Consider the following 13,779-nt stretch of genomic DNA (forward strand, 5'->3'; position numbering starts at 1 on the left):
CACCCGAGGCGGTCTTCGCCGAGCTGAACCTGTACGGACGTACTTGCCGGGCTCTGTCGGGATCTATACAGAGCCTGCCGGCGTTTGCCGCATCTTTCCGAGGGACAGACCTGTCCTGCGCAACGTGTGCGACGTCCGGCTGCAGCCATACCCAGGGCGGATATGGGTGAGTGAGCCGCTGTTTCGTGGCGCTCCGGTGCCTTGCTCGTTCACCAGTCCACCCCTGGAGAGGATCTCCGTATGAGAAACCGATACAGATCGCGCATATGGTTCAGCGCGGCTGTGGCGATGCTGATGACGTCGTTCGCGTTACCGCCGGCGGTCGCACAGGCGACGGCCTCCGGGAGCCGTTGTTCCGGCGGTTACGTAGCCCTGACCTTCGACGACGGTCCGACGGACGCCACGCCCGAGTACCTGAAGGCGCTGCGGGATGCCGGACGCGTCAGGGCGACGTTCTTCGTGACCGGCAACCTGGCCGACGGGCAGCGGTCCGGGACACGGCGGATCGTCGCCGAGGGCCATCAGGTCGGAAACCACTCCTACACCCACGCCAATCTCGTAGAGCTCGACGCGACCGCCGCGTTCGCCGAACTGCGCGACACCAGCCGCGTCATCCGAACCCAGACGGGTCGGGCGCCCACGCTGTTCCGGCCGCCCTTCGGGAGCACCGACGTACGGACCCGGCGGGACGCGGCCCGACTGGGGATGACCGAGGTGATCTGGACGGCCGATACCGTCGACTGGAGCGGCATTCCCACCGAGACGATCGTGGCGAACGCGCTCACCGTGAAGCCGGGCGGCATCATCCTGATGCACGACGGTCTGCCGACGACCCTCGCGGCCATCCCGAAGATCGTCCAAGGGCTGGCCGAGCGGGGCTTGTGCCCGGGTCGGATCGTGTACTCACCCACACCGGTCGAGGCGTGGCCGGGCCTGGCTTTCCATGCCAGGGCAGCGCCCTGGCGTTGACGTGCCCCACCGGGGGCGGTGCCGCGCACAGCGCCCGCCCCCGCCCCCGTCCCGGCCTCCGCCGACGTCCACGGGCGGTCGGGGTGGCGGGTCACCGCCGCGCGCTCCACGACCCGCCCGGGGGCTCAGCCCTGGGCGGCGTACGTGAGGAAGCGGGTCCAGGAGGCCGGGGCGAGGGCGAGCCGCGGGCTCTCGTCGAGCTTGGAGTCGCGGACGTGGACGGTGGAGGGGCAGGCGGCGACCTCGACGCAGGAGTCGCCGTCGCCGCCGCTGTAGCTCGACTTGTGCCACTCCAGGGCGACCTCGACGCAGGAGTCGCCGTCGCCGCTGCTGTAGCTGCTCTTGAACCAGGCCAGGGGTGTGGTGCTCATCTCGCTCCTCGCATCCGCCGCATCAGGCTCTTGGAGTCGTCCAACGAGAGAGCCTGTGAACGCATACTGGCACACCGCATCTGGATCACGCTGATCGCTTTGGGATCGGAGACAAGCTGCCCGTGCGCCTGCCCTTCCAGATAGCCGAACCACTGGTGACCCGGTGTCTCCAGTAGCTGTACGGGACCGCCGAGTCCCGCGTGGTGATGCCGCACCAGCGGCATGATCTGGACGTCCACATTGCGCAGCTCGGACAGGTCGAGGATGTGGTCGAGCAGTTCCCTGGTGACGTCCTCGCCGCCCAAGTCCCGCAGGAACAGATGCTCTTCGAGGATGAAGCTGAACGCGGTGTTCGGCCGCTCGTGCAGCAGCCGCTGACGATCCAGCCGAGCCGCGAGCTGGGCCTCGATCTGCTCGTCGGCGAGCGGCGGTAGCTGGTCGGCGAACAGCGTCCGCGCGTACGCCGGTGTCTGCAACAGCCCCGGAATCAACCGGCACTCGTACGTGTACAGACTCAGCGCCAACAGCTCCAGTTCCGCCCACTGCCGGAACCAACTCGCCAGCCCCTTCCGCCGCGTCAGATGCTTCGCCGCCGCCAGGATCACCCCGAACGCGTCGAGAATGCTGTCCGCGCGCTCCGCGAAGTCCGGCGGCGGGAGGCGGCGGCCCTGCTCGATGGAGGCGACGGTCTCGGGTGAGTACCCGACGAGTGGCGCGAACTGCTCCTGTGTCAGCCGCGCCCGCTTGCGGAAGGTCTTGACGACTTCCCCGAACATCTTGAGGCTGTACTGCGGTTCGGGCTCGGGGCTGCGCCCGCTGCCGTTGCCGAAAGTCCCGTACATCGGGCTGTCGATGCTGTCCGTGCCGTGCGTCATGTACGGCCACCTCCCCGTGCGCCTGTCCTGGTTCGCGACCCGTCCATGCTCACGGAACGTGACCCGTACCGTCTACCCTTCGCGCCCGTACGCTGACTCAGCGTACGGGTTTCTGACCTGGCCGAAGGGGTGCGAAGCCCGGAATCTGGGGGCATGGAAGCACCTACGAAGACCCAACCTCCCGTAACCGTACGTGTGTTCAACCGTCAATTCGGTGCGGATCCGCGCGGTGCCCGGCTCGCCCGCCGGGTCGGGCTGTACAAGCTGCACACCTGGGGCGTCCCGTACCTCAGTGACGCCTCGGAGTCGGCGGCCCTGATCATCGGCGAGCTGACGGCCAACGCGGCGACCCACGGCCGCGTCCCCGGCCGCAACTTCGAACTGCGCCTGTCGCACCTGCCCGGCGACCCGGAGACGCCCGGCCTCCTGCGGATCGAGGTGTCCGACACCCGGGGCGAGCGCCGGCCGCCGGGACCCGGCGAGATCACCACGCCGGAGGACAGCTCCGACAGCGGGCGCGGGCTGCTGATCGTGGACGCGCTGGCCGACCGCTGGGCGGTCCTCGACCGGAGGCCGGGCAAGACGGTGCGGGCAGAGCTGGACCTGCTGTACTGAGGGTTCTCGGCGTCGCCCGCGAGCCCGGCCCCGGAAGTGCCAGGAGATCCGGAAGACCCGGTGCGACTGTCTACCGGCCCCTACGATGAACACCGCCGGTCGGCAACGGGGGAGAGGAACCGGGCATGCGGGTCAACGTCACATTCGGCGAAGGCACGGCCGACGGGGAGACGGGCGGTGCCGAGGCCGCTTCGTCCCTGCGCCGCTGGCTCATGGCAGAGCCCGAACTCCGTGGCCGGGCGAGGTTCTCTCCTGGTGCGGAACCGCCCGCCGCGGGCCACATGGGTGATGGTCTCGAACTCGTCAACGTCGTGCTCGCCAACAGCATCGCCCTGGGCAGCCTGATCACGGCGATTGCCGCCTGGCGCGGCTCACGTTCGCGACCACCGCAGGTGCGGCTCGAACGGGACGGCGTCGTGGTGACGTTGCGGGACAACTCCCCGGAACAGGTCGAGCAGATCCTGCGGATGTGGAACGCGTCGGCCGCCGGCGCCTCCGCCCTGCCGTCGACCCCGGCCGGCAGTGCGTCAGCTCTCCCTGCCGGGGACGACGAGTAGCCGTGGGCCTGCTGTCCGACCCTGACCGTTCCGAGGCTGTCCTGATCGGCGTCCACGACTACACCTCGTTGGAGAGCCTGCCCGCCGTCGCCCAGAACCTGGAAGGGCTGCGCGCGGCGCTGACCGATCCCGAGGTGTGGGGGCTGCCGGACACCGCCTGCACGGTGATCTCCCAGCCGAGAAGCGTCGGTGACGTCCTCGACACCGTGCGGGACAAGGCCCGTCGCGCCGAGGACACCCTGCTCGTCTACTACGCGGGACACGGGCTGACGGACCCGCACACCGACGAGCTGTACCTCGCCCTGCCGGATTCGGACCGCGAGCGCGAATACACCTCGCTGCGCTACGAGTACCTGCGCCGCGCGATTCTGGACCAACAGGCCACCGTCCAGAGCACCGTGGTGATCCTCGACTGCTGCTACAGCGGACGCGCCCTTCTCGGGAAGATGAGCGCCAGTACGCACATCGCCGACCAGGCTGTGGTCGAGGGCACCTGCCTCCTCACCGCCTCGTCGGAGACTCGGCCCGCGCTGTCTCCGCCGGGGGAGCGCTACACCGCGTTCACCGGCGAGCTGATCACCGCCCTGACGGAGGGCGTGCCCGACCGACCCGATCCCCTCGACATGGACACCCTCTACCGGCATGTGCACCGGAGGCTCGCCGGTAAGTCCCGCCCCTTGCCGCAGCAGCGCAACCGCAATCTCGGCGGTCTCATCGCCATCGCGCGCAACCGCGCGGTGGCGCACCCGAACCCGCCGCAAATGCCCGCGCCGGACGCGTCGGACCTGCTGCTCCGGCAGAGCGACGCCGAGGAGCGGCTTGCGCGGACCGAGCGGCAGGCGGAACAGCTGCGGCTGGAAAGCGAACGGCTGCACCAGCAGGCGCAACGCCGCGCCCGCGAGACGGTGGAGACCGCGCAACGCCTGGCGAGTGCGGTGATGGCCACGGCAGAGCCGGGTTTCGAGCCGTTCTGGTTCGCGGTGCCGGTCCCGCGTCCGTTGTACGGCGAGGACGGTTCCCTGGATCCGGTGGCCGAGCTGGTGCCCGGCATCTGGTACTTGGCCGTCGAGCGGAGAGGTGTGGGCATGGTCGTGCTTTACGCGGATGGGAAGAAGCGGGGTTTCATCCTCGACACGACCGGGATTCAGCGAGGGGTCGCCGAGGAGGCCGCGGAGCTCTCGTCCGGGCAGAGCCCGAGCGACGTGGCGGCCGCGAAGCGGCGTACCGAACGGACGGTCCGCGAGGCCGAACGCCTGGCGAGTGCGGTGATGGCCACGGCAGAGCCGGGTTTCGAGCCGTTCTGGTTCGCGGTGCCGGTCCCGCGTCCGTTGTACGGCGAGGACGGTTCCCTGGATCCGGTGGCCGAGCTGGTGCCCGGTATCTGGTACTTGGCCGTCGAGCGGAGAGGTGTGGGCATGGTGGTGCTCTCCGAGGACAGAACGAGGCGGGGGTTCCTCCTCGACATGACAGGGATTCAGCGAGGGGACGAGATCGAGATCCCGGCCACCCCGGGCTTCGCACCGTTCTGGTTCGCGGTACCGGTGCGTCGACAGTTGATGAGCGTGACCGAGGAGCACGAGGGGGTGGGAGAACTGCTCCCGGGCACCTGGTATCTGGCCGTCGAGCAGCGAGAGCGGGGCCTCCTTGCACAGACGCAGGACGGCCACAGAGGAGTCCTGCTCGACACGTCGGGGATCCAGCGCGGCTGACCACGGCCGGGGGCCTGTCAGTGGGGTGCGCTTTCCTTTCCCCATGAAGTTCACTCATACGATGCTCAACGACCTGCTGGACCGGATCCCACGGCCGAGCGGGGTTCTGTACCTCTCGCAGGACACCGACCCGCACGCGCTCGTCGAGGATCTGGCTTCCCGGCACGGGGAACCGCAGGGCCTGGCCCTGGACGGCATAGTGGCCCCTGGAGTGAACGGGATCGACGGCACCGGTCTCCTGGACCTCCTCGAAGGCCACGCCGAGACGGTAGTGGCCTGGGCCCATGGGGGAGAGTGGCTCGGTGCGGGTACCGCACTGGATGCGCAGGGCGACATCGTTCCGGTGCTGGCGGTCACCCCGCGCCGGATCGACGCGCTGTCATCGAGGACCGCCGGCCAGGACGGGGGCTGGGTCGAGCGGCTCATCGCTGTCACCGGCTGGACCCTGCCGCCCCGGCGACCGGACATCGACTGGGCGAAGACGGAGGCGCGCTTGGGTACGCGTCTTCCCACCGACTACAAGCGCATGGTGGAGACGTTCGGGGAGGGCGCGTTCGACCAGTGGCTCAATCTGAACCAGGAACCGTGGGACGACTTCCAGAAGGACGGCCTGCTCGTCTGGGCGGGAACCGAGCACGAGGACCTGTACTGCTGGCAGACCGCCGACGAAGACCCTGACCGCTGGCCCGTCACCGTACGGACGGTGGACGGTGAGGACACCACCTTCGACTGTTCGACCGCAGAATTCGTCTGCCGCATCCTCATCGAGAAGGACCACCCCTTCACCATGGCCCACTACTTCGACACCCACTGGTTCATGACCTATCAGACGAGCACGTGACGTGACGTCACATGACGCTCCCGCCGAAGCGTCACCGGCGTCACCGGTTTCACCGGCGTCCGCGCAGCCGGCCAAAGAGGCGGCGCGCCTGGGCACGATTGCGCGGGTCGGCTGCGGCACGTCGGGCCGACGCGATCGTCCGCCGACCCTGGGGGCTGCGGGTGAACCGGGTGAGACGGGCGAACAGTTGCGACATGGTTCCTCCTCGGGGCGTAGGTGTCATCCGCCTACCCGGCATGGCCGCGAGGATGCCCGGGTGTCACAGGAAGCGGAGGCCTCCGGTTCCAGAGCTCTCCGGGGGCGCGTCACCGCTGTGGTCCTTCGCGGTCACGCACAGCCGTCCAGGCGATCGACGCCCCCCGGGGCTCACTCCCGCCGTACCCGCCCCGCGATCCGGCGGCCACCGGCGGCCGGGCGCGGGTGGCCGCATCACGCACCCCGGTTCATCCGCACCTGAGTTCCTTCTGGGCGAAAGAGGTGAACTGCTTGAGGAGGTCGGGGAGGGTCTTTCGGTGGTTCTCGACTTGTGCGCCGCTGAGAAATATTTCGAGCTCAAGGTATTTAGCGGTCGAGGCGTCGGAGTTTGCTGCTGCCTTGCAGGGGAAATAGGTGCGTGCTCCGGTGTTCCAGACAATTCCCTTCTCTCCGATTTTTACAGGGTTCGGCTTGAGTCGATCGAAGGAGCTCCAATCGAACCCGAGCTTGTCGTCCTGGAAACGCGCAAACGCACTGAATGCGCTTTTTCCGTCAACGTGGATGAGACAGCGTGCGCTTCTTTTTCGTTCCGCGAAGTAGAAAGTGTCGGCATCCTGGGTCATCTTTTCGCCGGGAATGATATAGGGTTGGACGTCCGTCTTCTCGAAGGCGTTCCAGCAGAATCCGTCCGGCAGTTCTGGTGCGGCTTTTACTTCATTCTTGGAACAGCCGATCGTGGCCACTGCGAGAGTCAGGGAAAGGGTGACGGCTGCCGAGATTCTTCTGATGTGATGCATGAGCCGATACTCCCTCAGGGGCGATTCTTCTCGGACATATTATGGCCGACAGAGTAGGCATCTGCAGTTGCTGTGGATGCGGAACCTTTGTAAGCTTGGTATTCATTCGGTGCCAGTCCGGCCGCCTTTCCTCCTGTTGCAACGGCGGCTGCTGCAGCTTCTTTGGTCGATGTCTCCGCTCGAGTGTAGTTTTCTCCTGATGCGAGTACGGCTTCTTCCGTGTTTTCTCTCATTGACTTTTCGATGACTGTGTCGGTGACATCCTCCTGAATCCATCCGACCACGTCTCCACCCACGGGGAGTAGTTCGAGATACTTCGCGCCAACGAGGTCAATGATCCGGTTTGTCCATTTGGCATTGTCCTCGACGCCCTTGTTGTACTCGTTGTTCTCGTGCGTCTTCAGATCGATGACCGCGTGTGATCTCGCCTCGCCCATCATCCCTGCGATCTCCCCGCCCGGGTGAACCGCGTTACGAATCGCCTCGCCCATGTCCGCATGGCGCTCGGGGTGGCGGAACGCGTCGCCCACGAGCGCCGTCGTGTAGGCCTGCTGGGCATGGGTGATCGCACCGTAGGCGTCCGGGTCCTGGCCGACGGAGCCGAGGAACCGGGTCATCAAGTGCTTCTCGAATTCGGCCGGTTCGCCGAACGGTTTGATCTGGCCCGCCGCGTTCTCGGCCGTCGCCTGCAGGTCCGGCATGTACTCCGCCGCCATCTCGCCGAACTGCGGGGCCAGGGCGCTCAGTGGGCCGGGCGGGTCGCCGGCCTTGGCCGAGACCAGTTCCGGGTTCGTGCCGATCTTCTCGACGACCTTCTCCATGACGCCGCTCATGTCCGAGGTGTGACGCACCGGCGGTGCGTCGTCGTCGCCGGGGACGCGGCCCGTGACCGCTGCCTCCAGGGCGTTGCCCATGGTCTTCTGCCCGAGCGTGGGACCACTGTCGGCGGTGGTGTCGTACCAGTCGTCCGCAGGCTTCTTGTCGAGCATGTAGTCGACCACGCTCTGCGCGTCCTTGCCGCTGGTCTCCACGTCCAGCATGGTGACGATGCCGTCGTTGTTGGTGTCCGACCGAAGGTTCTCGTTGAAGAACTCCGCCGCCGCCGCGGGATGCCTGCTCATCGCATCCATGAGGCCGGTGACCGGGTTGAAGCCCTTCCCTCCGTCCGCGTCGAGGTTGATCGCCATGCCCTGGTTGTACGGCAGGTTCCGGGACCAGATCTCAGGGTCCTTCTTGTCCATGGCGATCATGTCCCGGCCGACCGACGTCAGGAACTGCTGGTCGTAGGTGCCTTCCCGCAGCAGCGCTCCGAGTGCCTGGTAGCCGTACACCTTCGCGCCGACCCCCGCGAATCCGGAGACGTCGATCTCCTGGCGGCCCGCCTTCAGCAGCTGGTCGGTCCAGGCGGCGTCCAGGTGGTTCGGCACCGACGGGGTGGTGGCCAAGCCGAGCATCGCCCCCATGTCGCTCTGGATGTTGCGGACCATGCCGACGCGGTCCGCTCCCGCCGGGCCGAGGGACGTGGAGTCCAGGGACATCCGCGTGTACGCCTCCAGCGTCCCCTCCGCGCCCAGTCGGCGGTAGAAGGCGGTGGCGAACTCGGGATCGCGGCGGTTGTCGTCGATGATGTCTTCAAGTTTGCGCAGCGCGTCCAGATTTCGGGCCGTGCCGCCCTCTCCTGTGACCGTCTTCAACAGCTCCGCCGCGTGACCCGCCTGCTCTGCGTCGAGGGTCTTGTATACAGGCTTGCTGAAGTCGTGTTTGCTCTTCATATTCGCTTCGAGGGCGCGTTTCAGCGACTCGTCGGCATCGGAGCAGTCCTCGACGATCCGGTCGACCTTCCGCTGCCAGGACGCGACGGCCTCTTTCTGCTTCCGCAACGCCTCCGGATAGTCCGGATCCCGCCGCGCAGTATGGTCGTCCTCCAGGTCGTGCCGTGCCGACACCTTGCCCCTGGCGCTGATCACCACACCTGCTGCGGGTCCCTCTTCATCGCGCATGCCGATCAGCGTCTTCTTGGCGTACGCGAAGGATGTGTGGGCATCCGCCAAAAGGGACTTGATACCCCGGGCCTGGGACACGGCGTCGTCGAACTCTGCCGCCGTCTTCCCGATGAACTCCTTGGTGACACCGGCGTTGACACCTTCCCACCGCGCCTTGCCCGCCTTCGACTTCATACCGGTCCGGGCCTCCTCGGCGAGCTTCTCCAACCTGGTCACCATCGTGGCCCAGTCGTCGGCCGCAGTCTTCAGCTGGCCGACGGGTGCGTGCACCACATCGTCGAAAGTCAGCACGGTTCCCCCATGAACGGCTGGTCGGAGAGTGGCGAGGTGGAGTCGCCCCCGGACGCCAATCTAGCCCGGACGAACATGAGCAACGTATGCATGTGCGAGTTCGAGACAGTCGCGGGGCCAGGCGTTCCGCCCCTGCCCCCGGTTCACCTTCGCCGTCCCGCCCTGCCCCGCCCCCGCGAACCGAGGGCGGCGGCCACTTGGGCGCCTCGGCGTGCTGGACGGCCCCTGGGCGGTGCGGAATGCTGCGGATGTGATCGATCGAGAATCCGCCGTCAGGGCCGTCGAGGCACAACTGGAGCGTGACTACCAGCGGTGGCGTGCCATGGATGAAGCGGCACTCCGCATGGCTGTGGTGGATGTCGAGGAGCACGCGTTGGTGTGGATCGTCCACTGGACGTCCGAGACGTTCGTGCGCACCGGGGATCCGGCGTTCATGTTGGCGGGCAACGGGCCGTACCTGGTCGACCGTGTTGACGGGGGACTGCATGAGATCGGCGTCGTCTCTTCGGTTACGGGGGCGTGGGAGGACGACTACCGGGGCCGTATACGGGGGTTGCCGGTTCGCACCGCCGTGGATGATCTGCACGATGCGCTCCGTGACGTCGCCCTCACGCGCGGACGCGTGCACGCTGTGCGGACCTTGCGCCGGAGGGTCCCCGTGCTCTCGCCCGCTGAGGCCATCGAGTACGTGAGCGCGTTGCTGGCGGGTGATGTGCCGGCCCGCCTCGTGGCCGTCTCCACCAGGGAACTCGTGGAGCCCCTCAACCCGGTGTACGCGGTGAAGACCGTTCTGAGCGGGGCGGAGACCCCGGGCGACCAGGTGTGATGGATGCGTTGCCCGCGGATGCCGGATGCCGGATGCGCCGTCGCCGTGAGCCTCGGGTTGAGGTCAGGGCCGCCCTGACCCCGGCTCACCCTCGCCGTACCCGCCCCGCGATCCGGCGGCCCAGCCGTCCCAGGGTGCTCGACCGGTTCCAGTCCCGGAAGGCGTCCGCCCGGCCGCTGCTGCCCGTGCGGCCCACCGTCGCCTCGACCTCCGCGACGTCCTCGGCCGACATGCCGCGTACGGCGGGGCGCAGGACGTCGTCGAGGAGGGCGGCGGCCACCGGCGGCCAGGCGCGGCCCGCGTGCGGGTGGGCGGTCCAGACGGTGAAGCAGTCCGCCGCGTAAGCGGGCTGGGTGCGCAGCCGGGACCGCACCGACGCGGTGCGGGCCGTGCGGTCGTACGCGGCGATCAGCTCGGCGTCCGCGCCGTGGACGAAGTCGTACAGCTCGGCCCCCGGGCGGTCGGGGGCGAGCAGCCGCTCCACCAGGGCCGCGTGCGCCCGTTCCCGGAGCGCCGGTTCGACCGGCTCCGCCTGCGCGCACAGGGTGCGGACCCGCTCCGCCCAGCCGGGTTCCGGCGCGCCCGTGCGCAGTTCGCGTACGAGGTCCAGCAGCAGGAGGCCCGCCCGCTCCCGGCCGCCGATCTCCCCGGGGAAGCCGCGCAGGAGGTCGTGGGCGAGCCGGGCCGCCTCGTCCGTGCCGGTGGCGGACGTGCCCGTGGCGGACGTCCCGGTGGCGGACGTGCCGGCCGCGGACGTGCTGAGCGCCGCGTCCACCAGCCGCGCCCAGGTGCCGGCCACGCGGTGCGAGTCCGAAGTGGCCGCGTCCAGCAGCAGCCGGGCCTCCTCGACCGTCGGGGCCCGGTCCTCCCACACCAGGCCGACCGCCGTGCGCAGGACCAGGGGCTCGGCGAAGGGGGAGAGGCCGGCCGCCCGCAGCACCCGGTGCCACACCGCCGCCCGGTCACCGCCCAGGGTCGCCATCGCCTCCGGCACCTCGGCGCACATCCGCAGATGCGGCAGCGCCTGCGTACCCGTGAACGGCAGCGCGACCCGCTCCAGGAACCGGGCCACCGCCCCGGGGTCCTGCGGCGCGACCCGGTCCAGCGCGCCGAGCAACGCCGTCCGCACCTCGAACTGCTCGTCCAGCAGCTCCAGCAGGGCCGGTGCGAAGCCCGGGGGCCCCTCCTGCGCCACCGACGCCTCCGCCAGCAGCGCGGGCGCCAGGCGGTCCACGACCCCCGGCAGCGACTCCGTGCCGTCCACGCCCAGCAGGCGGGCCACCCGCAGCAGTTGTACGGTGCGCGCCACCGAGCGCGAACCGACCGTGTCGGCCAGCTCGGTCAGGATCTCCGGACCCAGCCGCTCGGCGACCTCCGCCCCCTCCGGACCGGCGAACGCGTCCCGGCGCGGCAGTTCCAGCGAGCCGTTGCCGCCCCGCACCGCCTCCGTGACCAGCATCGCCGCGAGCGGGGCGGTCACCGATGCCGGGCAGCGTCCCTCCAGGGCGCCGAACAGCCGTCCCGCGGCGTCGAACTCGGCCGCCGTACGGTCGTCGATGCCGGGGGAGGCGATGGCCTCGACCAACCGGCCCGTGCGCTGGGCGTCCAGCGCGTAGGGCCGATCGGCGGCCCACCCGGCCGCCGCCGCACGCCCGTCCGGCCCGAGCGCGATTCCCGCGCAGAGCGCGGTCACCGCCAACGGACCCGCCGCGAACGGCTCCCCGGGCAGTTCCCGCGCCTCCCGGAACAGCTCCGGCGACCGGCTCCGCCAGACCCGGGCCGCCGTGGTCGCCCACACGTCCTCGGTGCCGCCCGCCGGGGCCGGGCCCGCGCACGCGTGCACCCGCAGGCCCGCCGCTCGTGCCGCCCCCGCGTCCTCGGGCAGCACCCCCACCACCCGCGACGCCGAACTCCCCGGCCGGCGGGTGTACGTCGTGAACGTCAGCCGCTCCGCGTTCTCCCTCGGCAAGGTGACCGACGCGAGCCCCAGCCACCGGGCCACGTCCGCGCACTGCCGCTCCACCAGCGCCACCGGCCGTCCGGCCGCCTCCGCGTCGCTCGCCCGGCGCAGATCCGCCAGCACGGCCGCGAGCCAGGGGCCGCGCGAGACGGCGAAGTCGTCCAGGCCCTCGGAGACCGCCGCCGGACCCGGCGGCAGCGCCAGCGGATCCGGTGTCGCGCCACCGGGCGTCACCGCCACCCAGTGCGGCGAACGCCACGCCTCGACCGGCAGCCGGTCGCCCGGCAGTGGAACCCCCGGCGGCAGGTGCACCGCGTGCGCGTGGAACCGGACGCCCGCCCCCGTGCCGCCCGTGTCCCGTACCGGGGCCGAACGCGCCACCAGCCGGCTGCCGTCGGACAGGGCGAAATACCCGAACGCCTGCGGCAGTGAGCGCAGTTCGCCGTCGGACGGCCGCTCGGGAACGCCGCCGGGAAGCTCGTAGCGCACCAAGGGTTCGATCTCCGCCAGCAGAGCCCCCGACACCCCGGGGCCGACCGCCGTGAACCGGCCCGCCGTTCCCTCGTCCCCCGGCGCGGCGGAGGTGTAGTGCACCTGTGCAAGGCTCATCTGTCGGCCCTCTTCGTCCTGCCGCGCCCGATCCCCGTGCCCACCCCGTACGGCTGGGTCGGGGGAGAAGTACGCAGCCGCGGAGGCGACGTTATCAAGGACGGGGACGGAATCCCTACGCTGCGTCAGGTGCTGCCCAGAGGGCCGCCGTGCTACGTCGACGGGACGACGCCTCGCCGGACTCCTGCCGAGGGGGGCGGCCGGAGGAGGCCGCCGGCCGTCGCGCCACGCATGTCCCGACGAGGTAACAGTCCCTCCTCGGCACCCGTCGGCCATGCCCGGCGAACCTATGATCGACGCGGCGTCGAGGAGGAACGGGGAAACGCTGTGACCTGTCACGTGCCGTTAAGGGGGGCCCGGTACGGACTGCCCCTGGCCCTGGTGACCGTGCTGCTCGCCGGCTGCTCCGGCGCGGCGGACGACCGGGGGGAGACGGAGAAGCGCGACGCCTCGACGCGTGCGAGCGCGAGCCCGGACCCCGGCGGAGGCACCGGTTCCGGGCCGTCGCCCGAGCAGTCGCTCGTACCCGACCCCGCCCGGCTCCCGAAGACCCGGGCCGAGGCACGCGACTTCATCGACCGCGTCATCGCCGGTCCCGACAGCTTCGGCCCCGGAGTGGTGAAGCGGAGCCCGTACGAGAGCGACCCCGCGACCTGGCCCGTGCTCGGCGAGGACTGCGTCTGGCAGCAGCAGAAGCCCGCGTACAGCGTCCTGGCCACCCTCACCCGGTCGTTCGAACTGCCCGCCGAGCAGGGCAAGGGGCCGGTGCGTCTCGGCGCCGTCGTCACCGTGCACCGCACCCGCGAGGACGCGGCCTGGGAGATGGCGGAGTCGATCGAGGAGAGCATGCGCTGCCCCACCCAGCAGTTGCGCGAGGGCGAACTGATCGGCTCCATGGTCGCAGCCGCGCTCCTCGGCGGCGAGGCCACGCAGACCACCTCCGAGGACTCCCTCAGCGAGATGGGGCAGTACCAGAGCTCCGAGCTCGGCGGACCGCACCACTACGCCTGGCAGCAGGCGCAGACCCTGCAGTTCACCGTCGCCGTGACCGGCAAGGGGGCGAAGGGGCGCACCCAGCGGGAGATCGACGACCTCGTCGTCCAGGCGCAGGCCGCCATGCTGGTCCGGCTGGAATCCGCCGTCGAGAAGCAGAGCTGAGGC

Annotated in this window: 11 protein-coding genes and 2 pseudogenes; 8 read left to right on the forward strand and 5 right to left on the reverse strand. The window is 69.8% G+C overall.

What is annotated here, in order from left to right; all coding sequences use genetic code 11:
* Nucleotides 1-240: 240 nt before the first annotated feature.
* Entirely contained in the window at nt 241-969 is a 729-nt protein-coding gene (locus IE272_RS15275; RefSeq protein WP_190007080.1) for a polysaccharide deacetylase family protein, read from the forward strand.
* Between the two features lie 125 nt (nt 970-1,094).
* Here IE272_RS15275 and IE272_RS15280 read toward each other — a convergent pair whose 3' ends face one another.
* Nucleotides 1,095-1,340, reverse strand: coding sequence for a DUF397 domain-containing protein (locus IE272_RS15280; protein ID WP_190007081.1), 246 nt, complete (start codon nt 1,338-1,340; stop codon nt 1,095-1,097).
* Nucleotides 1,337-2,215, reverse strand: coding sequence for a helix-turn-helix domain-containing protein (locus IE272_RS15285; RefSeq protein WP_190007082.1), 879 nt, complete (start codon nt 2,213-2,215; stop codon nt 1,337-1,339). The genes IE272_RS15280 and IE272_RS15285 overlap by 4 nt, the downstream gene beginning before the upstream one ends.
* Before the next feature lie 153 nt (nt 2,216-2,368).
* On the opposite strand from IE272_RS15285, the gene IE272_RS15290 reads away from it, so the two are divergent.
* The 5 genes and pseudogenes from IE272_RS15290 to IE272_RS15300 all read left to right on the forward strand — a co-directional run bounded on the left by IE272_RS15290 (nt 2,369) and on the right by IE272_RS15300 (nt 5,937).
* Nucleotides 2,369-2,830 (forward strand): ATP-binding protein, encoded by a 462-nt coding sequence (locus IE272_RS15290; protein ID WP_190007083.1) that lies wholly within the window; start codon nt 2,369-2,371, stop codon nt 2,828-2,830.
* 125 nt (nt 2,831-2,955) lie between these two features.
* On the forward strand, nt 2,956-3,387 hold the full coding sequence (locus IE272_RS38705; protein ID WP_229897317.1) for an effector-associated constant component EACC1: 432 nt from the start codon (nt 2,956-2,958) through the stop codon (nt 3,385-3,387).
* A gap of 2 nt (nt 3,388-3,389) precedes the next feature.
* Nucleotides 3,390-4,052, forward strand: a pseudogene (locus IE272_RS38710) (caspase family protein); the annotation flags it as partial.
* Nucleotides 4,053-4,895: 843 nt separating this feature from the next.
* Nucleotides 4,896-5,096 (forward strand): annotated as a pseudogene (locus IE272_RS38725) (caspase family protein); the annotation flags it as partial.
* A 43-nt stretch (nt 5,097-5,139) separates the two neighbouring features.
* On the forward strand, nt 5,140-5,937 hold the full coding sequence (locus IE272_RS15300; RefSeq protein WP_229897318.1) for a hypothetical protein: 798 nt from the start codon (nt 5,140-5,142) through the stop codon (nt 5,935-5,937).
* 443 nt (nt 5,938-6,380) lie between these two features.
* Here the strand turns inward: IE272_RS15300 and IE272_RS15305 are convergent, their stop codons facing one another.
* Complete coding sequence (locus tag IE272_RS15305) at nt 6,381-6,929, reverse strand: hypothetical protein (RefSeq protein ID WP_190007084.1); 549 nt, start codon at nt 6,927-6,929, stop codon at nt 6,381-6,383.
* Nucleotides 6,930-6,943: 14 nt separating this feature from the next.
* On the reverse strand, nt 6,944-9,223 hold the full coding sequence (locus IE272_RS15310; protein WP_190007085.1) for a DUF6571 family protein: 2,280 nt from the start codon (nt 9,221-9,223) through the stop codon (nt 6,944-6,946).
* Between the two features lie 250 nt (nt 9,224-9,473).
* Here IE272_RS15310 and IE272_RS15315 point away from each other — a divergent pair, with 250 nt between their 5' ends.
* A complete protein-coding gene (locus tag IE272_RS15315) occupies nt 9,474-10,049 on the forward strand; it encodes a YrhB domain-containing protein (RefSeq protein ID WP_190007175.1) in 576 nt (191 codons plus the stop codon).
* A gap of 85 nt (nt 10,050-10,134) precedes the next feature.
* Here the strand turns inward: IE272_RS15315 and IE272_RS15320 are convergent, their stop codons facing one another.
* Entirely contained in the window at nt 10,135-12,618 is a 2,484-nt protein-coding gene (locus IE272_RS15320; protein ID WP_190007086.1) for a GTPase-associated protein 1-related protein, read from the reverse strand.
* Between the two features lie 381 nt (nt 12,619-12,999).
* Here IE272_RS15320 and IE272_RS15325 point away from each other — a divergent pair, with 381 nt between their 5' ends.
* The gene (locus tag IE272_RS15325; protein WP_050357187.1) at nt 13,000-13,776 is read left to right on the forward strand and encodes a hypothetical protein; all 777 of its coding nucleotides are present in this window, start codon (nt 13,000-13,002) and stop codon (nt 13,774-13,776) included.
* Nucleotides 13,777-13,779 lie beyond the last annotated feature (3 nt).

It is taken from the genome of Streptomyces anulatus, assembly GCF_014650675.1.
Taxonomy (GTDB): Bacteria; Actinomycetota; Actinomycetes; order Streptomycetales; family Streptomycetaceae; genus Streptomyces; species Streptomyces anulatus.